The organism is Streptomyces sp. NPDC031225 (assembly GCF_055570355.1).
This window is the reverse complement of the sequence record NZ_JBVIHJ010000017.1, coordinates 148,962-171,881: the sequence shown is the minus strand read 5'-3', so window position 1 is coordinate 171,881 and position 22,920 is coordinate 148,962. Positions and strand designations below refer to the sequence as shown.

The 22,920-nt window shown below is 70.8% G+C and carries 22 protein-coding genes and 1 pseudogene; 15 read left to right on the top strand and 8 right to left on the bottom strand.

From position 1 onward, the window contains the following. Positions 1 to 128: 128 nt before the first annotated feature. Positions 129 to 1,073: pseudogene (locus tag ACZ48Z_RS27815) on the top strand (phosphodiester glycosidase family protein); the annotation flags it as partial. A gap of 29 nt (positions 1,074 to 1,102) precedes the next feature. Here the strand turns inward: ACZ48Z_RS27815 and ACZ48Z_RS27810 are convergent. The 6 genes from ACZ48Z_RS27810 to ACZ48Z_RS27785 form a co-directional block, all read right to left on the bottom strand. Next, on the bottom strand, positions 1,103 to 1,297 hold the full coding sequence (locus ACZ48Z_RS27810; RefSeq protein ID WP_468738617.1) for a hypothetical protein: 195 nt from the start codon (positions 1,295 to 1,297) through the stop codon (positions 1,103 to 1,105). A gap of 113 nt (positions 1,298 to 1,410) precedes the next feature. Next, the gene (locus ACZ48Z_RS27805; RefSeq protein ID WP_468738616.1) at positions 1,411 to 2,286 is read right to left on the bottom strand and encodes a phosphatidylinositol-specific phospholipase C/glycerophosphodiester phosphodiesterase family protein; all 876 of its coding nucleotides are present in this window, start codon (positions 2,284 to 2,286) and stop codon (positions 1,411 to 1,413) included. 181 nt (positions 2,287 to 2,467) lie between these two features. After that, positions 2,468 to 3,550, bottom strand: coding sequence for an acyl-CoA dehydrogenase family protein (locus ACZ48Z_RS27800; protein WP_468738615.1), 1,083 nt, complete (start codon positions 3,548 to 3,550; stop codon positions 2,468 to 2,470). Beyond that, the gene (locus ACZ48Z_RS27795) at positions 3,547 to 4,728 is read right to left on the bottom strand and encodes an acyl-CoA dehydrogenase family protein (RefSeq protein ID WP_468738614.1); all 1,182 of its coding nucleotides are present in this window, start codon (positions 4,726 to 4,728) and stop codon (positions 3,547 to 3,549) included. The genes ACZ48Z_RS27800 and ACZ48Z_RS27795 overlap by 4 nt, the downstream gene beginning before the upstream one ends. Then, positions 4,725 to 5,702 carry an NADPH:quinone oxidoreductase family protein gene (locus ACZ48Z_RS27790; RefSeq protein ID WP_468738613.1) on the bottom strand — a complete coding sequence of 326 codons (978 nt, stop codon included), beginning with the start codon at positions 5,700 to 5,702 and terminating at the stop codon, positions 4,725 to 4,727. Before ACZ48Z_RS27790 ends, ACZ48Z_RS27795 begins: the two co-directional genes overlap by 4 nt. 134 nt (positions 5,703 to 5,836) lie before the next feature. Beyond that, on the bottom strand, positions 5,837 to 6,409 hold the full coding sequence (locus tag ACZ48Z_RS27785) for a helix-turn-helix domain-containing protein (RefSeq protein ID WP_468738612.1): 573 nt from the start codon (positions 6,407 to 6,409) through the stop codon (positions 5,837 to 5,839). 65 nt (positions 6,410 to 6,474) lie between these two features. Here ACZ48Z_RS27785 and ACZ48Z_RS27780 point away from each other — a divergent pair, with 65 nt between their 5' ends. From ACZ48Z_RS27780 to ACZ48Z_RS27745, 8 genes are all read left to right on the top strand, one after another. After that, complete coding sequence (locus ACZ48Z_RS27780; RefSeq protein ID WP_468738611.1) at positions 6,475 to 7,500, top strand: NAD(P)/FAD-dependent oxidoreductase; 1,026 nt, start codon at positions 6,475 to 6,477, stop codon at positions 7,498 to 7,500. Between the two features lie 4 nt (positions 7,501 to 7,504). Then, positions 7,505 to 9,043, top strand: a complete 1,539-nt coding sequence (locus ACZ48Z_RS27775; RefSeq protein ID WP_468738610.1) for an ATP-dependent DNA ligase — start codon at positions 7,505 to 7,507, stop codon at positions 9,041 to 9,043. Continuing rightward, a complete protein-coding gene (locus tag ACZ48Z_RS27770) occupies positions 9,040 to 9,501 on the top strand; it encodes an NUDIX hydrolase (protein ID WP_468738609.1) in 462 nt (153 codons plus the stop codon). The genes ACZ48Z_RS27775 and ACZ48Z_RS27770 overlap by 4 nt, the downstream gene beginning before the upstream one ends. Before the next feature lie 71 nt (positions 9,502 to 9,572). Continuing rightward, the gene (locus tag ACZ48Z_RS27765; protein ID WP_468738608.1) at positions 9,573 to 10,958 is read left to right on the top strand and encodes an NADP-dependent succinic semialdehyde dehydrogenase; all 1,386 of its coding nucleotides are present in this window, start codon (positions 9,573 to 9,575) and stop codon (positions 10,956 to 10,958) included. Between the two features lie 25 nt (positions 10,959 to 10,983). Continuing rightward, positions 10,984 to 11,220 carry a DUF6213 family protein gene (locus tag ACZ48Z_RS27760; protein ID WP_468738607.1) on the top strand — a complete coding sequence of 79 codons (237 nt, stop codon included), beginning with the start codon at positions 10,984 to 10,986 and terminating at the stop codon, positions 11,218 to 11,220. A gap of 194 nt (positions 11,221 to 11,414) precedes the next feature. After that, positions 11,415 to 12,476, top strand: a complete 1,062-nt coding sequence (locus ACZ48Z_RS27755; RefSeq protein ID WP_468738606.1) for a type III polyketide synthase — start codon at positions 11,415 to 11,417, stop codon at positions 12,474 to 12,476. 2 nt (positions 12,477 to 12,478) lie between these two features. Next, entirely contained in the window at positions 12,479 to 13,693 is a 1,215-nt protein-coding gene (locus ACZ48Z_RS27750; protein WP_468738605.1) for a cytochrome P450, read from the top strand. Further along, positions 13,690 to 14,211, top strand: a complete 522-nt coding sequence (locus ACZ48Z_RS27745; protein ID WP_468738604.1) for a cupin domain-containing protein — start codon at positions 13,690 to 13,692, stop codon at positions 14,209 to 14,211. The genes ACZ48Z_RS27750 and ACZ48Z_RS27745 overlap by 4 nt, the downstream gene beginning before the upstream one ends. 88 nt (positions 14,212 to 14,299) lie before the next feature. On the opposite strand, the gene ACZ48Z_RS27740 is transcribed toward ACZ48Z_RS27745, so the two are convergent. After that, the gene (locus tag ACZ48Z_RS27740; protein ID WP_468738603.1) at positions 14,300 to 15,529 is read right to left on the bottom strand and encodes an acyl-CoA dehydrogenase family protein; all 1,230 of its coding nucleotides are present in this window, start codon (positions 15,527 to 15,529) and stop codon (positions 14,300 to 14,302) included. A 171-nt stretch (positions 15,530 to 15,700) separates the two neighbouring features. Here ACZ48Z_RS27740 and ACZ48Z_RS27735 point away from each other — a divergent pair, with 171 nt between their 5' ends. Further along, positions 15,701 to 16,345 carry a TetR/AcrR family transcriptional regulator gene (locus ACZ48Z_RS27735; protein WP_468738602.1) on the top strand — a complete coding sequence of 215 codons (645 nt, stop codon included), beginning with the start codon at positions 15,701 to 15,703 and terminating at the stop codon, positions 16,343 to 16,345. A gap of 89 nt (positions 16,346 to 16,434) precedes the next feature. Here the strand turns inward: ACZ48Z_RS27735 and def are convergent, their stop codons facing one another. Then, entirely contained in the window at positions 16,435 to 16,980 is a 546-nt protein-coding gene (gene def / locus ACZ48Z_RS27730) for a peptide deformylase (protein WP_468738601.1), read from the bottom strand. A gap of 112 nt (positions 16,981 to 17,092) precedes the next feature. On the opposite strand from def, the gene ACZ48Z_RS27725 reads away from it, so the two are divergent. From ACZ48Z_RS27725 to ACZ48Z_RS27705, 5 genes are all read left to right on the top strand, one after another. Beyond that, complete coding sequence (locus tag ACZ48Z_RS27725; RefSeq protein WP_468738600.1) at positions 17,093 to 18,331, top strand: DUF1727 domain-containing protein; 1,239 nt, start codon at positions 17,093 to 17,095, stop codon at positions 18,329 to 18,331. Between the two features lie 16 nt (positions 18,332 to 18,347). Further along, positions 18,348 to 19,076: a type 1 glutamine amidotransferase gene (locus ACZ48Z_RS27720; protein ID WP_468738599.1), complete on the top strand. Its 729-nt coding sequence runs from the start codon at positions 18,348 to 18,350 to the stop codon at positions 19,074 to 19,076. Positions 19,077 to 19,273: 197 nt separating this feature from the next. Beyond that, positions 19,274 to 20,299 carry a 6-phosphofructokinase gene (locus ACZ48Z_RS27715; RefSeq protein ID WP_468738598.1) on the top strand — a complete coding sequence of 342 codons (1,026 nt, stop codon included), beginning with the start codon at positions 19,274 to 19,276 and terminating at the stop codon, positions 20,297 to 20,299. A 184-nt stretch (positions 20,300 to 20,483) separates the two neighbouring features. Beyond that, on the top strand, positions 20,484 to 21,434 hold the full coding sequence (locus ACZ48Z_RS27710; protein ID WP_468738597.1) for a cytochrome c oxidase assembly protein: 951 nt from the start codon (positions 20,484 to 20,486) through the stop codon (positions 21,432 to 21,434). 67 nt (positions 21,435 to 21,501) lie between these two features. Further along, positions 21,502 to 22,917: a DUF6777 domain-containing protein gene (locus ACZ48Z_RS27705; RefSeq protein WP_468738596.1), complete on the top strand. Its 1,416-nt coding sequence runs from the start codon at positions 21,502 to 21,504 to the stop codon at positions 22,915 to 22,917. The last annotated feature ends 3 nt before the right edge of the window (positions 22,918 to 22,920 follow it).

The window sequence follows — 22,920 nt, the reverse complement described above, 5'->3', positions numbered from 1 at the left end:
ACCAGCACTCGGCCCCTCCCCACCCCCGGTTATTGCGCGGACCCGGGTAACCCTCGGGGGTGTGAGGCCCCTCCCCCCCTCCCCCCTCCCCTCCCCCCCCTCCCCCCTCCCCCCCCCCCCCCCCCCCCCAGGGCGCCCTCGCGGGGGTGAACGGCGACTTCTTCAACATCACGGAGACTCAGCACCCGGGGGTCGAGGCCACCGGCGCGAGTGTGGGCCCGGCGATCGCGCAGGGCCGCCTACTCAAGGCGGCGGTGCCGGACGGCCAGCGCTTCGGGCCCGCACTGCCGCCCGGCACCAGCACCAGGGAGGTGTTCGGCGTGGGTACCGACCGCCGGGCCCGGCTGGACGACCTGACCCTCGACGGCTCGGTCCTGACTCCCGAGGGACAGCTGCCGCTCGGCGGGCTGAACCAGTACGCGCTGCCCGTCGGTTCGGTGGGGGCGTTCACCTCGGACTGGGGCGCCGTGTCCCGGGTCCGGGCGACCTGCGGGACAGACACGAACCGGGCCGCGCCGTGCAGCACCGACACCCACGAGGTGACGGTCCGCGGCGGCCGGGTCGTGGCCACCGCCGACACCCCGGGCAGCGGGCCGATCAGTGCCGACACCACCGTGCTCGTGGGCCGGGAGGCGGGCGCGCAGCACCTGCGCAAGCTCGCCGTCGGCGCTGCGGTGACGGTCCGGCACCGGCTGGTCGCGGCCTCGTCGGCGGTCCCGTACCGCTTCGCGCTCGGCGGGTACCCGGTGCTGGAGGAGGGGCGCTCGCTGCCCGGACTCGACGACACGGTGTCGGCCGTGCGGACGGCGGTGGGCGTCGCGGACGGCGGGCGGCGGCTGTATCTCCTCGCGCTGGACGGGGCGCCCGCCTACCGCGGCGGGCTCACCATCGCCGAAGTGGCGGACACCATGCGGACGTTGGGCGCGGTCGACGCCTTCAGCCTGGACGGCGGCGGCTCCACGACCATGGCCGCCCGCACACCCGGTACCGCCTCCGTCGCCGCCCTCAACCACCCCTCGGGCGGCACCGAACGGCCCGTACCGAACGGCATCGGGGTCTTCTCTGCCTCCTGAAGGTCCCCCTGAACAGCCCCTGTACGGCCTCAGGGCCGCAGGCTGCTGACGATGTCCGCCGTCGCCGTGATGCCGCTGTGGATGGTGGGCGCGATGCTCGTTCCGGCGAGGAAGAAGCCGAGCAGCACGCACACCAGCGCGTGGGAGGCCTTGAGCCCGCCGCTGCGCACGAAGATCACCGCCAGGATCAGCAGCAGCACCAGTACAGAAATGGAAATCGCCATGGACAGCCTCCTCCGCCACACCGCCCCGTGCGTTTCGCGGCGTTCGGCCGCAAGTGTGGCGTAGCGGAGGGTTCGTCCGGGTGGCTGACCCGCCCCCCGAACGAGTGATGTCCCTACCCGTTCGAGGACGCTCGCCGGTGGGCGTCCAGGAAGGCCTCCAGGCCCGCCAGGTCGTCGGTGTTGAGGTAGTCGACACCGGCCGCGAGGAGTTCGGTCCACAGGGCGTCCCGGGCCGGGCCCGCGAGGTCCGGGGTGGCCCAGAACCGCACCTTCTGCCCGCGTGCGTGGGCCTGCTGGACGATGCTCCGCAGCTTCTGCCGCTCGGTGTCGGGGAAGGCGCCCACGCCGAGCCAGGTGAAGGTGAGCGTCCAGTTGTCGCTGATCAGCGGGATGAAGGAGGCGGGCGCGGAGCTGCCCAGGTCGGTCAGCCGGCCGTCGTAGAAGGCCCGGCGTACGGTCTGGGCCTCCATCGGGATACGGGCGGCCCGGTCGCCGGAGATGACGGCGGTGACGGGGCCGGGGTGGACGCGGCCGTTCACGTAGGTCGTGAACAGGTGCTTGTGGCGCCGGAGATGACGGTCGAGTTCGAGGTAGGTCGAGGAGCCCTCGGTCTTGATGTCGATGAGCAGCTGCAGCGGCCTGCGGTGACCCCGGTACACGGAACCGTGGTTGGCCCTGACGCGGGCGGCCAGCGGGTCGAGGTAGAGGGACTCCAGGGTGCGCGTCGGGTCGAGGTCGGTCGCGTCGTGGGCGATGAGGAGTTGGTCGCCGACGAGGAAGATGTCGGCCTCGACGCTGCCGAAGCGGTGGTCGAGGGCGTCGAGGAGGGGGCGCGGGTGGTCGTAGTCGTTGTGGGCGTGGGCGCGCCACAACGGGCGGGGGCGGTGCTTGTGGCCGTCGGCCCAGGCACTGCCCACGGGCGGTGCGAGGACCGCCGCGGCCGTGGCGCCGAGGGTGGTGAGGGCTCTGCGACGAGTGATGCGGGCCATGTTCTGCCTCCCTGTGGGGTGGGTCGGAACCACAGGGAGTATGGGGCTGTTCGGCACCCAATGGACCTGTACGTGCCAGGAGTTGGCCGGACTGCCGTCGCTTGTTCACTCCTTCCGCGCAGCCGCACGAAGAAGCCCGCCCCAGGTGGGGCGGGCTTCACGGGGCTGCACCGGATGGTGTTCAGGGAGCCTGGAGGTCGACGAGTTCGGCCAACCGGGCGCGGTGGGCGCCCGCCGTGCCGTACGCGATCGAATCGGCCTTGGCCCGCTTCAGATACAGATGGACCGGGTGCTCCCAGGTCATGCCGATCCCGGCGTGCAGCTGGAGCGCCTCCTCGGCGGCGTGCACGGCGACGGACGCCGCGTAGGCCTGGGCGACGGTGACCGACACGTCGGTGTCCGTACCCGTCGTGAGCGCGTCGGCGGCGTTGCGGGCGGCGGCACGGAGGTTGACGACCTCCAGCCACAGCTGGGCGAGGCGGTGCTTGAGCGCCTGGAATCCGCCGACGGGCCTGTTGAACTGCTTGCGCCCCTTGAGGTAGCGCACGGTTTCGGTCAACGTCCAGTCGGCGAGCCCGAGTTGTTCGGATGCGAGCAGTCCGGCTCCGGCCGTGAGGGCCCGGCGCACGGCGGGTTCTGCGTCGCCGAGGAGGCGGCCCGGTGCCGCGTCGAGGGTGACGGTCGCGAGCGGCCGGGTCAGGTCGAAGGAGACCTGCGGGGTGACGGTCGCGGCGGAGGCCTCGACCGCGTACAGCCCGCCGTCGTCCGCGGGGATCAGCAGCACGTCGGCCACCACGGCGTCCGCGACTGCGGTCAACTCCCCGTGCAGGCCGCCGTCTTCATGGCGTACGACCTTGTAGGCGCCGCCCGGGGCGACGTTCAGCGCGACGGCGAGGGCGCCGACCCGTCGTCCGGACGCGAGCTCGGCCAACAGGTCGTCGGCGTCACAGGCGAGCAGGGCCTCGGTGGCGACGACGGCACTGGTGAGGTAGGGCACGGGCGCGACCGCACGGCCCAACTCCTCCAGGACGACGGCGGCTTCGCGGTGCGTGGCCCCCTGACCGCCCTTCGCCTCGGGCACCAGGAGTCCGGCGAGGCCCATGCCGTCGGCGAGGGCCTTCCACGCGGCGAGGTCGTGCGGGGTGTCCGACTCGGTGCGGGCGATCACTCCCGGCGCGTCGCAGTGGTCGGCGAGCAGGTCCCGTACGGCGGCCCGCAGCGCCTCTTCCTCCTCGGAGTAGAGAAGATCGGACTGTGCACTCATCGGGACAGGTCCTTCCATGCGAGGTCCTTGTCGGTGCGCGGCTCGGACGGCAGGCCCAGGACGCGCTCGGCGACGATGTTGAGCAGGACCTCGGTGGTCCCGCCCTCGATGCTGTTGCCCTTGGAACGGAGGTAGCGGTACCCGGCGTCGCGGCCGGTGAAGTCCACGAGTTCGGGCCGGCGCATGGTCCAGTCGTCGTACAACAGCCCTTCCTCACCGCGGAGTTCGACCTCCAGGCCGCTGATCTCCTGGTTGAGGCGGGCGAAGGCGAGCTTCATGCCGGCGCCCTCGGGGCCGGGCTGTCCTGCGACGAGCTGCTGGCGCAGGCGTTCGGCGGTGAGACGGGCGACCTCGGAGTCGACCCAGAGCTTCAGCAGGCGCTGGTGCAGGTCCTGGGTGCGCAGTTCGGGGCGCTCGCGCCAGGTCCTGGAGATCGGGCCGATCATGCCGCCCTCGCGGGGCAGCCGCATGCCGCCGATCGCGACGCGCTCGTTGTTCAGGGTGGTCTGCGCGACCCTCCAGCCGTCGCCGACCTCGCCGAGCCGGCAGCTGTCGGGGATGCGGACGTCGGTGAGGAAGACCTCGTTGAACTCGGCCTCGCCGGTGATCTGGCGCAGCGGCCGCACGTCGACGCCCGGGTCGGTCATGTCGCAGAGGAAGTAGGTGATGCCGCGGTGCTTGGGCACGTCCGGGTCGGTGCGGGCGATGAGGATGGCCCAGCGGGAGTTGTGGGCGCCGGACGTCCACACCTTCTGCCCGTTGACCACCCAGGTGTCGCCCTCACGGACGGCCCGGGTACCGAGCGCGGCGAGGTCGGATCCGGCGCCGGGCTCGCTGAAGAGCTGGCACCAGACCTCCTCCCCCACCCACAGGGGCCGCAGGTAGCGCTGCTTCTGCTCGTCGGTGCCGTACTTGAGGATCGTCGGCGCGGCCATGCCGAGGCCGATGCCGTTGCGCCGCGGGTCGTTGTCGGGGGCTCCCGCGGCCTCCAGCTCCGCGTCCACGACGGCCTGGAGGGAGCGGGGGGCGCCGAGTCCGCCGAGGCCCTCGGGGTAGTGCACCCAGGCGAGCCCGGCGTCGAAGCGGGCCTTCAGGAAGGTCTGCCGGTCCGTGGTCGCCGGCGGGTGCGCGGCCAGCAACTCGGCTGTGCGGCGCTTGAGTTCGGCTGCGTCGGTCATACTGCGGCTCCCTTGCCGAGGGACGGGACGACGACGACCCGGCCCGTGGTGACGCCGTCACCGAGGCGCTGCGCGGCGTCCGCGGCCCCGGCGAGCGGCACCCGCTCGCTCACCAGCGGCTTGATCGCGCCCCGGGCGGCCAGTTCGGTCAGCTGCTCGTGGCAGTGCTGGACCAGCTTCGGGTTCTTGGTGTTGTACAGACCCCAGTGCAGTCCGAGGATCGCGTAGTTCTTCACCAGGGCGTGGTTGAGGCCGGGGCTGGGGATGGTCCCGCTCGCGAAGCCGACGACCACGATGCGTCCCTCGAAGGCGACGACCTTGGTCGACTGCGTGTAGGCCTCGCCGCCCACGGGGTCGTAGACCACGTCCGCGCCCCGGCCCCCGGTGGCCTCCTTCACGGCGGCGACGACGTCCTCGCTCCGCCGGTCGACCACCACGTCACAGCCCAGCTCCCGGGCGACGGCGGCCTTCTCGGCACCGCCGACGACACCTATGACGGTGGCCCCGGCCGCCTTGCCGAGCTGCACGGCCGCACTGCCGACCCCTCCCGCGGCGGCGTGGACCAGCAGCGTCTCCCCGGCCTCCAGGCGGGCCCGCCGGTGCAGACCGAACCAGCCCGTCTGGTAGCCGATGTGCAGCGCCGCGGCCTCGGCGTCGTCCAGCGAGTCGGGTGCGGGCAGCAGGGCGGCGGCGTCCGCGACGGCGTACTCGGCGAATCCGCCGTACGGCAGCGCGGGGTTGGCGATGACCCGCCGCCCGTCCTCGGTCTCGCCGCAGATCTCCACGCCCGGCGTGAACGGCAGCGGCGGCCTGACCTGGTAGTGGCCCCGGCACATCAGCACGTCCGGGAAGTTGATGTTCGCGGCACGCACCTTCAGCAGGACCTGGCCGTCGCCGGGCACGGGCTGCGCCACGTCATCGAGGCGCATCGCCTCGCTCGGCTCGCCGTTCTCGTGCACTTGCCATGCCTGCATGGGGGGCCTCCACAGGACTGCGTCGTCATGCCGGGGTCTGACCGGGATCCCCCGCATACTAAGCGGTCGCTTGCCGATCAGGGAACAGCTCCCGAGTGAACAGTCACCCTCGTCACGTGTTCCGCACGCCCGCGTCACGCCTTGCGAGGCCGCGCCCGTACATGCATCCGCTCGCCCTGCGGCCCGAAGAGGCTCAGGAACTCCGCCGGCCCCTCCCCCGTCGATCCGAACCAGTGCGGCACCCGGGTGTCGAACTCCGCCGCCTCCCCCGCCGCCATCACCACGTCGTGGTCCCCCAGTACCACCCGCAGCCGCCCCGCCAGCACGTACAGCCACTCGTAGCCCTCATGGGTGCGCAGCTCCGGCTCCTCCTCTCGCTGCGGCACCAGCACCTTGAATGCCTGGAGTCCACCGGGCTGCCGCGTCAGCGGCCAGAAGGTGCGCCCGTGGCGTTCGAGCGGGGCGGTCCGCACCCGGGGATCGCCCACCGGCGGGGCGCCGACCAGTTCGTCCAGCGGCACCTGATGGGCCTGCGCGATCGGCAGCAGCAGCTCCAGACTCGGTTTGCGCAGGCCGGACTCCAGACGGGACAGGGTGCTCACGGAGATCCCGGTCGTCTCGGACAGCGCCGCGAGCGTCACCTCCCGGTCCTTCCGCAGCCGCCTGAGCCTCGGTCCCACTTCGGCGAGAACGTCATCGGTAGTCATGAGAGATATTGCAGAATCGGCAAAGAAGTTTGTCAATCCCGCACCGGCGGAGCAACCGTGTCGGTATGACCGAGACATACGAACACGAAGTGATCGTCATCGGTGGCGGAGCCGCCGGACTGTCCGCCGCACTGGTCCTGGGCCGCGCCAGGCGCCGGACCCTGGTCGTCGACGCGGGCGAACCGCGCAACGCGCCCGCCGCGCACATGCAGGGCTTCCTCACCCGCGACGGCATGCCACCCGCCGAGTTCCTGGCGATCGGCCGCGAGGAGATCAAGGCGTACGGCGTCGAACTGGTCGAGGACCGGGTGGTCGAGGTCACCGAGGGCTTCACCGTGACCCTGGCGGGCGGACGGGTGCTGCGGGCCCGGCGCCTCGTCGTCGCGACCGGCCTCAAGGACGAGCTCCCCGACGTGCCCGGCGTCGCCGAGCGCTTCGGCAAGGACGTCCTGCACTGCCCGTACTGCCACGGCTGGGAGGTCCGCGACCAGGCCTTCGGGGTGCTCGCGACGACCCCGCTCAGCGTGCACCAGGCGCTGATGGTCTCCCAGTGGTCGAAGGACGTGACCCTCTTCCTGCACACCGTCCCCGAGTCCGACCTCTCGGACGACGACCTGCGGAGGCTGGCCGCGGCGGGCGTCGAGGTGGTGCCGGGTGCGGTGGCCGGACTGGCGATCGAGGGCGACCGACTGACCGGTGTACGCCTGGCCGACGGCACCGTGCACACACGCGAGGTGCTGTTCGTCGCGCCCCGCGCGGTACCGCAGACCGGGCTGCTGGAGAGGCTCGGCGCCGAGTTCACGGAGACCCCGTTCGGCTCCTACCCCGTGGTCGACCCGACCGGGCTCACCTCCGTGCCGGGCGTCTGGGCGGTGGGCAACGCGATGGGCTTCGGCGAGCAGGTGATCAACGCGGCGGCAGGCGGCTACCGGGCAGGAGCGACGATCAACGGGGAGCTCCTGATGACCGACCTGGACGCAACTCCCCAGGGGCGCGGGGCTGCATCGATGTGCGGCTCCGCCGCGCGGGCGCGACCAGCCACAACGCACCCGCAGCCAAAACGCGACCCTGTAGGCACCATGCAACGATGACTACATGCTGTTCGCGAGACTGGCACAGGTGTCCCGGGAAGTCGCCGCGACCTCGGCGCGCTCGAAGAAGACCGCCCTGCTCGCCGAGCTGTTCCGCGAGGCCGACCCGGACGACGTACCGATCGTCATCCCGTACCTCGCGGGACGGCTCCCGCAGGGCCGGCTCGGCGTCGGCTGGAAACTGCTGAGCCGCCCGGTCGCCCCCGCCGCCGAACCGACCCTGACCGTGCGCGAGGTGGACGCCCTGCTGAGCACGCTCGGCAAGGTCGCGGGCGCCGGCTCGCAGGCCGAACGGTCCCGGCTGGTCGGGGAGTTGATGGGCGCGGCCACGGAGGACGAGCAGCGGTTCCTGCTGGGGCTGATCAGCGGCGAGGTACGGCAGGGCGCGCTGGACGCGGTCGCCACCGAGGGGCTCGCCCAGGCCACCGGCGCGCCTCCCGCGGACGTACGCCGTGCCGTGATGCTCGCGGGCTCCCTCCAGACGGTGGCCGAGGCCCTGCTCACCGACGGCCCGCCCGCCCTGGACCGCTTCCGCCTCACCGTGGGCCGCCCGGTCCTGCCGATGCTGGCGCACAGTGCCTCTTCGGTGGCCGAGGCGGTCGAGAAGCTCGGCATGTGCGTGGTCGAGGAGAAGCTGGACGGTATCCGTGTCCAGGTCCACCGCGACGGCGACGTCGTACGGCTGTACACCCGCACGCTCGACGACATCACCGACCGGTTGCCGGAACTGACGGCGGCGGCAAGGCAGTTGCGAGGCGACCGGTTCATCCTGGACGGCGAGGTCATCGCCTTCGACGAGCAGGGACGACCCCGCTCCTTCCAGGAGACCGCGGGCCGGGTCGGCTCCCGTGTGGACGTGTCGACGGCCGCCGCGGCGGTGCCCGTCTCCCCCGTCTTCTTCGACGCCCTCTCCGTCGACGACCGCGATCTCCTCGACCTGCCCTTCACCGAACGGCACGCGGAGCTCGCCCGTCTGGTGCCCGAGCCGATGCGGGTGCGGCGGGCACTGGTGTCGGGTCCGCAGGACGTGCGGGACGCGGAGGACTTCCTGGCCGGGACCCTTGAGCGCGGCCACGAGGGCGTCGTGGTGAAGTCTCTCGACGCCCCCTACAGCGCGGGCCGGCGCGGCGCCTCCTGGCTGAAGGTCAAGCCCGTGCACACCCTCGACCTGGTGGTGCTGGCCGCCGAGTGGGGCCACGGACGGCGTACCGGCAAACTCTCCAACCTCCACCTCGGCGCCCGCACCGCCGACGGCGGTTTCGCCATGCTCGGCAAGACCTTCAAGGGCATGACCGACGCGATGCTCACCTGGCAGACCGAGCGGCTCCAGGAGCTGGCCGTCGACAGCGGCGGCTATGTGGTGACCGTACGTCCCGAACTCGTCGTCGAGATCGCCTACGACGGCCTCCAGAGGTCGACCCGCTATCCGGCCGGCGTCACGCTCCGCTTTGCGCGCGTGGTCCGCTACCGGGAGGACAAGCGGCCGGAGGAGGCCGACACGGTGGAGACGCTGCTGGCCGCACATCCCGAGGTGAAGCCGTGAAGACGAGCGCGGGACTGCTGTTGTTCCGGCACACCGACGACGGTCTGGAGGTGTTGCTGGGCCATATGGGAGGGCCGTTCTTCGCGCGTCGGGACGCCGGGGCGTGGAGCGTGCCGAAGGGCGAGTACGAGTCCGGCTCGGAGTCGGCCCGGGACGCGGCCCGCCGGGAGTTCCAGGAGGAGCTCGGGCTGGCGCCGCCCGACGGGGAGGCCGTACCCCTGGGCGAGGTGCGGCAGACGAACGGCAAGGTCGTCACGGTGTGGGCGATCGAGGCGGACCTCGACCCGGCGACGGTGGTACCGGGGACGTTTCGCATGGAGTGGCCGCCGAAGTCGGGACAGACACGGGAGTTCCCGGAGCTGGACCGCGTCGAGTGGTTCGGCCTCGACCGGGCCCGGACCGTGATCGTCACGGCGCAGGCCGCGTTTCTCGACCGGCTGGCTGAGCACTCGGCCTGACGTCCACGCGTTGCGGTCGCCCGCGGCGCGCGGGAAGGTCGAAGCACACTCAGCTCTTCAGGAGGTCGGTCATGCCCATCGCGACGGTGAACCCGGCGAACGGCGAGACGCTCAAGACGTACCAGGCCATGGACGAGGAGGAGATCGAGCGCAGGCTCCAGCTCGCCCAGGCCACGTTCCGCACCTACCGGGCGACGCCGTTCGCCGAGCGCGCCCGACTCCTGAACCGGGCCGCCGAACTCCTCGACGACGACGGGCAGGACATCGCCCGGGTCATGACCACCGAGATGGGCAAGCCGGTCAAGCAGGCCCGCGCCGAGGCCGCCAAGTGCGCCAAGGCGATGCGCTGGTACGCCGAGCACGCGGAGTCGCTGCTCGCCGACGAGGAGCCCTCGGAGACCGACGTCAAGGACTCCGGGGCGTCCCGCGCCCTGGTCCGCTACCGGCCACTGGGCCCCGTGCTCGCGGTGATGCCGTGGAACTTCCCGCTGTGGCAGGTGGTGCGGTTCGCCGCGCCCGCCCTGATGGCCGGAAACGTCGGCCTGCTCAAGCACGCCTCCAACGTGCCACAGACCGCCCTGTTCCTGGAGGACCTCTTCCACCGGGCCGGCTACTCCGAGGGCTGTTTCCAGACCCTGCTCGTCGGATCGGGCGCCATCGACGACATCCTGCGCGACGAACGCGTCAAGGCGGCCACGCTCACCGGCAGTGAGCCCGCGGGGCGGGCGGTCGCCTCCACCGCCGGGGACATGGTCAAGAAGACGGTCCTCGAACTGGGTGGCAGCGACCCGTACATCGTGATGCCGTCCGCGGACGTCGACCGGGCCGCGCGGATCGCGGTGACCGCGCGGGTGCAGAACAACGGGCAGTCCTGCATCGCCGCCAAGCGGTTCATCGTGCACACCGACGTCTACGACCGCTTCGCCGAACGGTTCGTCGAGGGCATGAAGGCCCTCAGGGTCGGCGACCCGCTGGAGGAGGACACCGAGGTCGGGCCGCTCGCCAGCGAGCAGGGGCGGGACGACCTGGAGGAACTGGTCGACGACGCCAGGCGCAGCGGGGCGAGCGTGCTGTGCGGGGGCGAGCGGCCCGACGGCCCCGGCTGGTTCTACCCGCCGACGGTCATCGCCGACGTCACCCGCGAGATGCGCGTCCACCGCGAGGAGACCTTCGGACCGGTGGCCACCCTGTACCGGGCGGCCGACCTCGACGAGGCCGTGCTGATCGCCAACGACTCGCCGTTCGGGCTGAGTTCCAACGTGTGGACGCGGGACGAGGCCGAGGTCGACCGGTTCGTACGGGATCTGGAGGCGGGCGGGGTGTTCGTCAACGGGATGACGGCCTCGCATCCGGCGTTCCCGTTCGGCGGGGTCAAGCGGTCCGGGTACGGGCGTGAGCTGTCCGGGCACGGAATCAGGGAGTTCTGCAACATCACGACGGTTTGGCACGGAGCGTGACGCCTGCGCGGCTACGATCCCCGGTGTGAACCGCGAAGTGACTCTCCCTCTGATCGTCGACGACCGCGGAACCCTGCAGGTGGCTGCCGCCGATGTGAGCAAGCTGCTGCGCAGTCTCGGCGGACGCTGGCTGCACCTGGTCGAGGCCGGGGCCGACGGGCTGGACGAGGACACGGTCGTCGCTCTGACGATCGAGCTGGCGAAGCTGGCCGACCGGATTGACGTGGCGTGCATTGCGCACAGTAGCGGTGGGGCGCCGTAGGGGTTGCTGATCGACGCCGGCTGCGGGCCGTCAGTGGCTGGTCGCGCCCACGCGGCGGAGCCGCACATCGATACTGCCCCGCGCCCCTTCGGGGTGCTTCCGTGATCGCACGTTCGGAGTAATCCCGCGCGAAGTCGCCGTTCCCTCGGGTGATTGTGGTCTGGACCAGTCTCTGAGGTGAAGGCAGGCGGTTCATGGCGACTTTGTGCAGACCCTCGGTGTCCGTCCCGGAGTACGTGATCACGATGGAGGACACGCTGGAGCTGGCGCGTTCCCTGCACGCCGATCACCCTCAACTGCCGCTGGCGCTGCGGTTGATCGAGAACACCGGGGTCCGCACCCGGCACATCGTGCAGCCCGTCGAGGAGACGCTGAGGCATCCCGGGTTCGAGGAGCGCAACAAGGTCTATGTGACGGAGGCGAAGGCGCGGGTGCCCGCGGTGGTGCAGCGGGCCCTGGACGACGCGGAGCTCCTGACCTCCGACATCGATGTGATCGTCTACGTGTCGTGCACGGGCTTCATGATGCCCTCGCTGACGGCGTGGCTGATCAACGAGATGGACTTCGAGAGCACCACCCGGCAGCTCCCCATAGCCCAGCTGGGCTGCGCGGCCGGCGGTGCCGCGATCAACCGGGCGCACGACTTCTGCACGGCCTACCCCGGGGCCAACGCCCTGGTCGTGGCCTGCGAGTTCTGCTCCCTGTGCTACCAGCCGGGCGACCTCGGCATCGGCAACCTGCTGTCCAACGGCCTGTTCGGCGACGGAATCGCCGCCGCCGTGGTGCGCGGCCGGGGCGGCGAGGGCATCGAGCTGGAGCGCAACGGCTCGTACCTGATCCCCAAGACCGAGGAGTGGATCATGTACGACGTCCGGGCTACCGGCTTCCACTTCCAACTGGACAAGCGGGTGCCGGCCACCATGGAGCCACTGGCCCCGGCGCTCCAGGACCTCGCGGGTCTGCACGGCTGGGACGCGGCCGACCTGGACTTCTACATAATCCACGCGGGCGGTCCCCGCATACTCGACGACCTCAGCAGGTTCCTCCAGGTCGACCCGCACGCCTTCCGGTTCAGCCGGGCCACGCTCACCGAGTACGGGAACATCGCCAGCGCCGTCGTACTGGACGCGCTGCGGCGGCTGTTCGAGGAGGGCGGGCCGCGCGACCGGGCGCGCGGACTGCTGGCCGGGTTCGGACCCGGCATCACCGCGGAAATGTCCCTGGGCCGCTGGCAGCGCCCCGACGAGACGGCGTGAAGATGACCGACGAGACGATCACCGAGTTCCTGCCCCCCGTCCGGCACTGGCCGGCGCTCGAACTGAACGGCGTCGACTTCGACCCGGTGCTGACCGAGCTGATGCGTGAGGGCCCCGTCACCCGCATCCAACTGCCCAACGGCGAGGGCTGGGCCTGGCTGGTCACCCGGTACGAGGACGTGCGGACGGTGACCAACGACCCGCGCTTCAGCCGTGAGGCCGTCATGGACCAGCCGGTCACCCGGCTCGCGCCGCACTTCATCCCGCAGCGCGGCGCGGTCGGTTTCCTCGACCCGCCGGACCACACCCGGCTGCGCCGCTCGGTGGCCGCCGCGTTCACCGCGAAGGGCGTGGAGCGGGTCCGGGAGAGGTCCCGGCGGATGCTGGACGAACTGGTCGACGAACTGGTGCAGGACGGCCCGCCGGCGGACCTCACGGCCACCGTCCTGAGCCCCTTCCCCATCGCGGTGATCTGCGAGCTGATGGGTGTCCCGGCCGCCGACCGGCGGGGTATGCACATCTGGACCCAGCTGATCCTGTCGTCCTCGCATGGCGCGAAGGCCAGCGAGAGGGCCAAGAGCGAGATGGGCGCCTACTTCGCCGACCTCATCGGGCTCAGGGAGGGCGGCTCCGGCGAGGACGTGGCCTCCCTGCTCGGCACCGCCGTGGGCCGCGGCGAGGTGACGCTCGACGAGGCCGTCGGACTCGCGGTGCTGCTGCAGATCGGCGGCGAGGCGGTGACGAACAACAGCGGCCAGATGTTCTACCTGCTGCTGACCCGCCCCGGCCTGGCCGAACAGCTGCGCGCCGAGCCGGAGATCCGCCCGCGGGCCATCGACGAGCTGCTGCGCTACATCCCGCACCGCAACGCGGTCGGCCTGTCCCGGATCGCCCTGGAGGACGTGGGGATCGCGGGCGTACGGATCCGTGCGGGCGACCCGGTCTACGTGTCGTATCTCTCCGCGAACCGGGACCCCGACGTGTTCCCGTACCCGGAGACGATCGACTTCGCCCGCAGCCCCAACCCGCATGTGTCCTTCGGCTTCGGACCGCACTTCTGCCCCGGCGCGATGCTGGCCCGGCTGGAGTCCGGACTGCTGGTCGACGCGCTGCTCGACCGGCTGCCGGGCCTGAGGCTGGCGGTGCCGCCCGAGCAGGTCCCGTTCAGGAAGGGCGCGTTGATCCGCGGACCCGAGGCCCTCCCGGTGACGTGGTGACGGCTCCCGACGGGCTCCTGGTCCCCCCGGGGCACGGCAGGGTCGTACAGACGCCTGCGCAGCACGTGACCTTCAAGGTGACCGGTTCGCACTCCCGCACGGCGTCCACGTTCGAGGTGATCGTCCCGCCCGGCTTCGACGTGGGAGCCCATGTGCACACCCGCAGCGAGGAGTTGTTCTACGTCCTCGAAGGCGAACTGGACGTCCTGGCCTTCGAGCCGCGGGTGCGCACCCCCGACAACTGGCAACGCTGGCAGTCGGGTTCGGGCAAGCGCGTGGTACGCGCCACGCCGGGAACGGTGATCGTCGTGCCCCCGGGCTGCCCGCACGCCTTCGCCAACCCGACGGACACCCCGGCGAAGATCTTCTTCCAGGCGAGCCCGCCGCCGGATCACGAGCGGTACTTCGAGGAGTTGCTGGAGATCCTGGGGGGCGGGGGCCCGCCGGACCATACGGCAATCGAGGCGCTTCGGAGCCGCTACGACATCGAGCAACTCACACCTCTGAAGCACAGGTGAGTTGACCCACCAGGGACGTGGGGCTGTATCGATGTGCGGCTCCGCCGCGTGGGCGCGACCAGCCCCCACCCGCCCGCAGCCGCGCCGGCTACCGAATGGACATCCCCGAAAGCGTCCGAGCAATCACCAGGCGCTGGATCTCGCTCGTGCCCTCGAAGATCGTGTAGATCGCCGCGTCCCGGTGCATGCGCTCCACCGGGTACTCCCGCGTGTAGCCGTTGCCGCCCAGGATCTGCACCGCCTGTGCGGTGACCGTCTTGGCGGTCTCGCTCGCGAACAGCTTCGACATCGAGCCCTCGGCCGCGGTGAACTGCTTGCCGTTGACCGCCATCCAGGAGGCACGCCAGACCAGGAGCCGGGCGGCGTCGATGGACGTCCGCATGTCGGCGAGCTGGAAGGCCACACCCTGGTTGTCGATGATCGGGCGCCCGAACTGCTCACGCGTCTTCGCGTAGTCCAGGGCCACCTCGTAGGCGGCACGAGCGGTACCCACGGCCATGGCGCCCACCGCAGGCCGCGACGCCTCGAACGTGGCCATCGCCGCGTTCTTCACGCGCTCGCCGTTGCCGGCCTTGGCGCGCTCCCGGGCCCGCGCCAGGCGCTGGTCCAGCTTCTCCTTGCCACCGAGCAGGCAGTGGCCGGGGACGCGCACGTCCTCCAGGACGACCTCGGCGGTGTGCGAGGCGCGGATGCCGTGCTTCTTGAACTTCTGCCCCTGGGACAGGCCCGGTGTGTTCGGCGGCACGATGAAGGACGCGTGACCCTTGGAGCCGATCTCCGGGTCGACGACCGCGACGACGACGTGGACGTTGGCGATGCCGCCGTTGGTCGCCCAGGTCTTGGTGCCGTTGAGCACCCACTCGTCCTTGGCCTCGTCGTACACCGCACGCGTGCGCATGGAGGCCACGTCGGAACCGGCGTCCGGCTCGGAGGAGCAGAAGGCGGCGACCTTGACATCGTTGGCGTCGCCGTACATCTGGGGGATCCAGGTGCCGATCTGCTCCTCGGTTCCGTTGGCGAGAACGCCGACAGCGGCGAGACCGGTGCCTACGATCGACAGGGCGATGCCCGCGTCGCCCCAGAACAGCTCCTCCATCGCCATCGGGATACCGAGCCCGGTGGGGTCGAAGTACTGCTGGGCGTAGAAGTCGAGGGAGTAGATGCCTACCTTCGCGGCCTCCTGGATGACCGGCCAGGGAGTCTCCTCGCGCTCGTCCCATTCGGCGGCCGCGGGGCGGATGACGTCGGCGGCGAAGCCGTGCAGCCAGTCCCGGACCTCCTTCTGTTCGTCGTTGAGCTCCATGGTGAACTCGGCCATGTCCCCTCCAGCGGCGGTACATATACATGTTACTAGCGGTAACGCGAGTCTGTTACCCGCGGGTAGGAAAAGTCAACTGCCGATGCCAGTCAGCAGCCTGTTCGATGCCAATCGCCTGTCAGGTGTTAGTTTGCGCAGGCGTTACCGATTCAGCACGGGTGGGGAGAGCTCATGGACACCACACAGCGGACCGATCAGCAGCGGTCCGCCGACCGCCGCCGGCGCGAACTGCTGGAGGCCGCGGACAGAGTGGTGCTGCGCGACGGGCCGCAGGCCTCTATGAACGCGATCGCCGCCGAAGCAGGCATCACCAAGCCGATCCTGTACCGGCACTTCGGTGACAAGGGGGGACTCTACGCCGCCCTCGCCATGCGGCACACCGACGCTCTCCTGGCTTCGCTCCGGGCGGCGTTGGACGCTCCCGCGGAGCGGCGTGAGCGGGTCGAGGCGACCCTGGACACGTACTTGGCCGCGATCGAGGCCCGCCCCCAGGTGTACCGGTTCCTGATGCACCCCTCCGAGGGGAGCCAGGTCGGGGACCAGGGGTTCGATGTCGGCCAGCATTCCGCGCCGTTGTTGCGCAGGATGGGTGAAGAGTTGGGGCAGGTCATCGAGGAGCGGCTGGACCTCGGACCCGGGAGCCAGCTGCTGGCCCGGGTGTGGGGCCACGGGATCGTCGGGATGATGTACGCGGCCGGTGACTGGTGGCTGGGGGAACGGCCGTGCCCCCGCGCCGAATTGGTACGGAACATGGCGGATCTGCTGTGGGGGCGGCTCGCTGCGGTGGGGGACAAGGTGGGGGGGCCGGGGTTCTGACGGTTGCATGTCGGATGCGGCCCGGTGGGGACTCGTCGCGCCCACGCGGCGGAGCCGCATATCGATACAGCCCCGCGCCCCTAGGGTGATCAGCTGTCCCGGCGCCAGGAAGATCTGGTCACTTCTCGCATGAGTTTGCGCTTGCGCCAACCTTTCAAGTGGTCCGCGTAGACCCTGCCCTCCAGGTGGTCCATCTCGTGCTGCAGGCACCTGGCGAAGAAGCCCGTGCCGTGGATCGTCACGGGCTCGCCCGTCGCCGTGAAGCCCTCCACCACCGCGTGGTCGTGGCGTTCCGTCCCCGCCTCCAGGCCCGGCAGGGACAGGCAGCCCTCCGGGCCCCGCAGGACGATGCCGTCCGTCTCCACCAGGCGGGGGTTGACCACATGGCCGACGTGGCGGACGTCCTCGTCGTCCGGGCAGTCGTAGACGAACACGCGCAGCGGCACGCCGATCTGGTTCGCCGCGAGGCCCACGCCCTCGGCCGCGTACATCGTCGCGAACAAGTCCTCCACGAGCGCCGCCAGTTCCGGTCCGAAGTCGGACACGGCCCCGCAGGGTTCGTGCAGGACGCTGCCGCCGAGCAGGGTGAGGGGCCGGACTCGGCCATGGGTGCCCGGAATGGAGCCGTTTCGCATGGCCGCAAGGGTACGGCGATTCGGGAGTGCCTACGGATCTCGATAGGCTGAGGTCCACACCACGTGGCCGGAGGCAGAGTCGCGGCGCGTACGCAAGGAGGATCGAGATCTGATGACAGCCAACTCGGACCCGCTCTCGCCGCGGGCCAAGCTCGCCGTGACGGCGGGCAAGGCCGTCGCTGCGGCATCCCGAGCCGCGGGTCGCGGCAGCGGTTCGGTCATCGGCGGCAAGGTGGCCCTCAAACTCGACCCCGACCTCCTCGCGCGGCTCGCCCAGCACCTGGACGTCGTCCTCGTCTCGGCGACCAACGGAAAGACCACCACCACCCGGCTCATCGCCGAGGCACTGGGCGCCGCCGGACCCGTCGTCTCCAACGCGCTCGGCGCCAACATGCCCGCCGGCATCACCTCCGCCCTCGCGGGCGGCTCGGACGCCCGGTACGGCGTGATCGAGGTCGACGAGAAGTACCTCGCGGGCGTGGCCCGCGACACCGACCCCAAGTGCATCGCCCTGCTGAACCTCTCCCGCGACCAGCTCGACCGCGCCGCCGAGACCCGCATGCTCGCGGAGAACTGGCGCGAGGGGCTGGCGGGCAGCAAGGCCGTCGTGGTAGCCAACGCCGACGACCCGCTCGTCGTGTGGGCCGCCTCCTCCTCCCCCAACGTCATCTGGGTCGCCGCCGGACAGATGTGGAAGGACGACGCCTGGTCCTGCCCGTCCTGCGGCGGCGTGATGCAGCGGCCCGGCGACGACTGGTTCTGCGGTGAATGCGGGTTCCGGCGCCCCACACCGAGCTGGGCGCTCTCCGGCGACCACGTCCTCGACCCGCACGGGTCCGCCTGGCCCATCCACCTCCAGCTGCCCGGCCGCGCCAACAAGGCCAACGCCGCCTCCTCCGCCGCCGTCGCCGCCGTCTTCGGCGTGCCGCCCCAGGTCGCCCTGGAACGCATGTACCAGGTACAGGCCGTCGCCGGGCGCTACGACGTCGTCCAGTTCCAGCAGCGCGACCTGCGCCTGCTGCTCGCGAAGAACCCGGCAGGCTGGCTCGAAACGTTCAGCCTGATCGACCCGCCGCCGACCCCGGTGATCCTCTCCGTCAACGCCCGCGGCGCCGACGGCACCGACACCTCCTGGCTGTGGGACGTCGACTACACCCGGCTGACCGGCCACCCGATCTGCGTGGTCGGCGACCGCAAGCTCGACCTCGCGGTCCGCCTGGAGGTCGCGAACCAGAACTTCCAGGTCTGCGACAACCTCGACCAGGCCGTGTCGATGAGCCCGCCCGGCCGCATCGAGGTCATCGCGAACTACACCGCCTTCCAGGACCTGCGCCGCCGCGTCGGCAACTGAGACACAGGGGACTTTTGTGAGCGACAACCAACTGCGGATCGTCTGGATCTACCCCGACCTGCTCAGCACCTACGGCGACCAGGGCAACGTCCTGGTCGTCGAGCGCCGGGCCCGTCAGCGCGGCCTCGACGTGGCCCGCCTGGACGTGCGCAGCGACCAGCCGATCCCGACCTCCGGCGACATCTACCTGATCGGCGGCGGCGAGGACCGGCCCCAGCGGCTCGCGGCCGAGCGGCTGCGCAGGGACGGCGGTCTGCACCGGGCCGTCGGCAACGGCGCGATCGTCTTCTCCGTCTGCGCCGGCTACCAGATCCTCGGCCACGAGTTCATCAACGACCTCGGCCAGCGCGAGCCCGGCCTCGGCCTGCTCGACGTGGTCTCCACGCGCGGCGAGGGCGCGCGGTGCGTCGGCGACGTGCTCGGCGACATCGACCCGCGCCTCGGCCTGCCGCCGCTGACCGGCTTCGAGAACCACCAGGGCATCACCCACCTCGGCCCCACCGCCCGCCCGCTCGCCAACGTCCGCCTGGGCAACGGCAACGGCACCGGGGACGGCACGGAGGGGGCGTACAACGACACGGTCTTCGGTACGTACATGCACGGACCGGTCCTCGCGCGCAATCCGCTCATCGCCGACCTGCTGCTGAAGCTGGCGCTCGACGTGAACGCCCTGCCGCCGACCGACGACCGCTGGTACGAGGCCCTGCGCAGCGAGCGCATCGCATCCGCGCAGCAGCCTGCCTGACCTGCGACGACACCAGCTGTTCAGCTCGGCGCAAACGGCCCGTCTGTCGACGGGTCCGCACAGGTGAGCGGACCCGTCCAGCAGGCGGACGCACGCTACGGCCCCGCCCCCTCGTGCCGCTACTCTGGCGGGGTTCGAGCCGGACGACGTGGTCCGGATCCGACCCACGTCGACTCGGTGAGAAGGTTGTTCGGGCTATGCGTATTGGTGTCCTCACGTCCGGCGGCGACTGCCCCGGCCTGAACGCCGTCATCCGGTCCGTCGTCCACCGGGCCGTCGCCGACCACGGCGACGAGGTCATCGGTTTCCGGGACGGCTGGAAAGGCCTCCTGGAGTGCGACTACCTCAAGCTCGACCTCGACGCCGTCGGCGGCATCCTCGCCCGCGGCGGCACGATCCTCGGTTCCTCCCGGGTGCAGCCCTCCCATCTGCGGGACGGCGTGGAGCGGGCGAAGGGGCATGTCGAGGAGCTCGGGCTCGACGCGATCATCCCGATCGGCGGTGAGGGCACGCTCAAGGCGGCCCGGCTGATGTCCGACGCCGGTCTGCCGATCGTGGGTGTGCCGAAGACCATCGACAACGACATCGCGGTCACCGATGTCACCTTCGGTTTCGACACCGCGGTCGGTGTCGCCACCGAGGCGCTCGACCGGCTCAAGACCACCGCCGAGTCCCACCAGCGGGTCCTCGTCGTCGAGGTCATGGGGCGGCACACCGGGTGGATAGCGCTGCACTCCGGCATGGCGGCCGGCGCGCACGCCATCGTCGTACCGGAACGCCCCTTCGACATCGAGGAGTTGGCGCGGCGGGTCGGGGAGCGGTTCGAGGCGGGCAAGCGGTTCGCCATCGTCGTGGTGGCCGAGGGTGCCAAGCCCGCGGCCGGGTCCATGGCGTTCGACGAGGGCGCCAAGGACATCTACGGGCACGAGCGGTTCGCCGGGATCGCCAACCTGCTGTCCATCGAGCTGGAGCAGCGGCTGGGGAAGGAAGCCCGGCCCGTCATCCTGGGGCATGTGCAGCGAGGGGGCACGCCGACCGCGTACGACCGCGTGCTCGCCACCCGGTTCGGCTGGCATGCGGTGGAGGCCGTGCACCGCGGGGAGTTCGGGCACATGACCGCGCTCCGGGGCACGGACATCGTGATGGTGCCGCTCGCGGAGGCGGTCGAGACGCTGAAGACGGTGCCGGAGGACCGGTACGCGGAAGCGGAGTGCGTGCTTTAGCCGTCCCGCGGGTGCGGGTCCGTTGTGGCTTGTCGCGCCCACGCGGCGGAGCCGCAGATCGACACAGCCCCGCGCCCCTATAAGAGGTGGGTCCACTTGCCCCCGGTGACAGCGGTCGCCGGGGGCGGTTCTAGTCTGGGACGGCAGGAAACGCACAACCCCCCACGAATCAGGAGCCGCCGGCATGGATCACAGCGGGCACGGCATGACCATGGATCTGCCGCCGTTCACGCTGGGGCGGGGCCTTCAGTGGTCCACTGACCCGTTCTTCCTGGTCGCCTGTCTGCTCGGACTCGGTCTGTACGTGTGGGGCGTGGTGCGGCTGCGGCGGCGCGGGGACACGTGGTCCGCGGGGCGGACCGTCTCCTACGTCGCCGGTGTGCTGTCCATCGGGCTGATGATGTGCACCGGGCTGAACGACTACGGCATGGTCATGTTCAGCGTGCACATGGTGCAGCACATGGTGATCAGCATGCTGTCGCCGATCCTCATCCTGCTCGGGGCCCCGGTCACCCTCGCCCTGCGGGCACTGCCCGTCGCGGGTAAGGGGCGCAGGGGGCTGCGTGAGCTGCTGCTCGCGCTGCTGCACAGCCGGTACATGCGGATCATCACGCATCCGGCGTTCACGATTCCGCTGTTCATCGCGAGCCTGTACGGGCTGTACTTCACGCCCGTGTTCGACTTCCTGATGGGGTCGAAGACCGGGCACGTCGCGATGATGGTGCACTTCCTCGCCGTCGGTGTCGTGTTCTTCTGGCCGATCATCGGCGTCGACCCCGGGCCGCAGCGGCCGGGCTATCTGATGCGGATGCTGGAGCTGTTCGCGGGGATGCCGTTCCACGCGTTCTTCGGCATCGCGCTGATGATGGCGTCCGAGCCCATGGTGGAGACCTTCAAGAACCCGCCGGCCTCGCTCGGTATCGACGCGCTCTCCGACCAGAACTACGCGGGCGGTATCGCCTGGGCGTTCAGCGAGGTTCCCTCCGTACTGGTACTGATCGCGCTGCTCTTCCAGTGGTATGGCTCCGAACAGCGGCAGGCCAAGCGCTCGGACCGGGCCGCCGACCGGGACGGTGACAAGGAACTCGAGGCCTACAACGCATATTTGGCCTCATTGAACGCACAGGGTCGTTAACGGCTTCGCCTTTCTGGAGCATTCAGTAGCATGAAGCGCGTTGGGGAAACCGCCGGGGGGAGCGGTGATGACACTTCGCGCATTTATGCACAGGATCGCCTTACTGGCGATATTCACGCTGCTGGTGAGCGGCTGCGACCATGCCGCTCCGATGACGGCGGTCAAGGCGGTCGCCGCCCATGTGCCGTCGCTCGCGCCGTTCTTCGACGAGAACAGCGGCCTGGGCCAGGACGCCGCCGTGCGGTCGCGGCCCGTGCAGGGAAGTCTCCAGCAGGGAGACACACCCGGGCTCTACGGTGGCAGCAAACAGCCGACCGTCTGTGACGTCGCAAAACTCGAACGATTTCTCACCGATCCCAGGAATCACACGAAGGCACAGGCGTGGGCCCGCGTGCTGAACATCGGCACCGACGGGATTCCGGACTATCTGGACCGACTCACACCGGTTCTGCTGCGTCACGACACTCTCGTCGAGAACCACGACTACAAGAAGGAAAAGGCCGTCCCGTACAACTCCCTGCTTCAGGCGGGAATCGCGATTCTCGTCGACGAACAGGGACTTCCGGCTGTGAAGTGTTCGTGCGGAAATCCACTGCGCCCCTTCGAGGGTGACACCAGCCGGATTTCCGTCCGGTTCGAGGACGGCAACAAGAAGTGGGCGGGATACGAGCGGGACGCGGTGGTCGCCGTGAAGCCCGCTCCACGGAAAGTGGAACGGATCGCTCTCGTCGACATAGGGGAACCCGCCCGCGGCATCATCCGGCCGGCCGGCACGACTGGTGAGAAGGACACCACCTTCGACACGAAGAAGCCGCGAGCGGTGCCGGACCTCGCCGGGACGACCTTCGCGCGTGCCCGTCGGGAGCTGATCGACGCCGGGCTGGCGGCCGGGTACGCCGGGCGGGCAGTGCCGCCCGACAGCGCGAAGGTCACGGCGACCGATCCGCCCGCGGGGGCGGAACTGCCGTTCGGGCGGTACGTGATGCTGACCATGACCGGGGGCGGCACGAACCCCTCCGGCAGGACGCACGGGCCGACGACCACTCCCCCGCCGCCGTCCTCCGGGACGAAGACACCGCCCACCGGCACCCCGCCGCCGTCAGGCTCATCCGGCTCGTCCGGGGCGCCGGGATCGTCGGGAGCCGGCGGCAAGCCCGGCAAGTCCTCCTCGGCGCCTCCGTCCTCGTCGAGCGGCAAGCCCGGGAAGCCGTCGTCGCCGCCCTCGTCGAGTACGGCTACGGCCTCGCCGTCCCCCGAGAAGTCCAGCGGCCCGCCGAGCCCGCCGCCCTCCACGAGGTCGTCTCCGGCCGGCAATCCGCACCCCAGCAGCGCACCACCGCCACCACCGCCGCCCTCGACGCCACCGCCGTCGACGACCAGCGCCCCCGTCACCAGCGCACCGGCGAGCGGCGATCCCACGACCACCCGGCCCGCCACCAGCGCGCCCGCCAACGACGGGCCGAGCAGCACCGTCGCCACGTAGCGC

Coding starts and splice junctions, on each gene's coding strand:
- ACZ48Z_RS27810 (WP_468738617.1), bottom strand. CDS start 1,297: ATGGCGATTTCCATTTCTGTACTGGTGCTGCTGCTGATCCTGGCGGTG.
- ACZ48Z_RS27805 (WP_468738616.1), bottom strand. CDS start 2,286: ATGGCCCGCATCACTCGTCGCAGAGCCCTCACCACCCTCGGCGCCACG.
- ACZ48Z_RS27800 (WP_468738615.1), bottom strand. CDS start 3,550: ATGAGTGCACAGTCCGATCTTCTCTACTCCGAGGAGGAAGAGGCGCTG.
- ACZ48Z_RS27795 (WP_468738614.1), bottom strand. CDS start 4,728: ATGACCGACGCAGCCGAACTCAAGCGCCGCACAGCCGAGTTGCTGGCC.
- ACZ48Z_RS27790 (WP_468738613.1), bottom strand. CDS start 5,702: ATGCAGGCATGGCAAGTGCACGAGAACGGCGAGCCGAGCGAGGCGATG.
- ACZ48Z_RS27785 (WP_468738612.1), bottom strand. CDS start 6,409: ATGACTACCGATGACGTTCTCGCCGAAGTGGGACCGAGGCTCAGGCGG.
- ACZ48Z_RS27780 (WP_468738611.1), top strand. CDS start 6,475: ATGACCGAGACATACGAACACGAAGTGATCGTCATCGGTGGCGGAGCC.
- ACZ48Z_RS27775 (WP_468738610.1), top strand. CDS start 7,505: ATGCTGTTCGCGAGACTGGCACAGGTGTCCCGGGAAGTCGCCGCGACC.
- ACZ48Z_RS27765 (WP_468738608.1), top strand. CDS start 9,573: ATGCCCATCGCGACGGTGAACCCGGCGAACGGCGAGACGCTCAAGACG.
- ACZ48Z_RS27755 (WP_468738606.1), top strand. CDS start 11,415: ATGGCGACTTTGTGCAGACCCTCGGTGTCCGTCCCGGAGTACGTGATC.
- ACZ48Z_RS27750 (WP_468738605.1), top strand. CDS start 12,479: ATGACCGACGAGACGATCACCGAGTTCCTGCCCCCCGTCCGGCACTGG.
- ACZ48Z_RS27740 (WP_468738603.1), bottom strand. CDS start 15,529: ATGGCCGAGTTCACCATGGAGCTCAACGACGAACAGAAGGAGGTCCGG.
- ACZ48Z_RS27735 (WP_468738602.1), top strand. CDS start 15,701: ATGGACACCACACAGCGGACCGATCAGCAGCGGTCCGCCGACCGCCGC.
- def (WP_468738601.1), bottom strand. CDS start 16,980: ATGCGAAACGGCTCCATTCCGGGCACCCATGGCCGAGTCCGGCCCCTC.
- ACZ48Z_RS27725 (WP_468738600.1), top strand. CDS start 17,093: ATGACAGCCAACTCGGACCCGCTCTCGCCGCGGGCCAAGCTCGCCGTG.
- ACZ48Z_RS27715 (WP_468738598.1), top strand. CDS start 19,274: ATGCGTATTGGTGTCCTCACGTCCGGCGGCGACTGCCCCGGCCTGAAC.
- ACZ48Z_RS27710 (WP_468738597.1), top strand. CDS start 20,484: ATGGATCACAGCGGGCACGGCATGACCATGGATCTGCCGCCGTTCACG.
- ACZ48Z_RS27705 (WP_468738596.1), top strand. CDS start 21,502: ATGACACTTCGCGCATTTATGCACAGGATCGCCTTACTGGCGATATTC.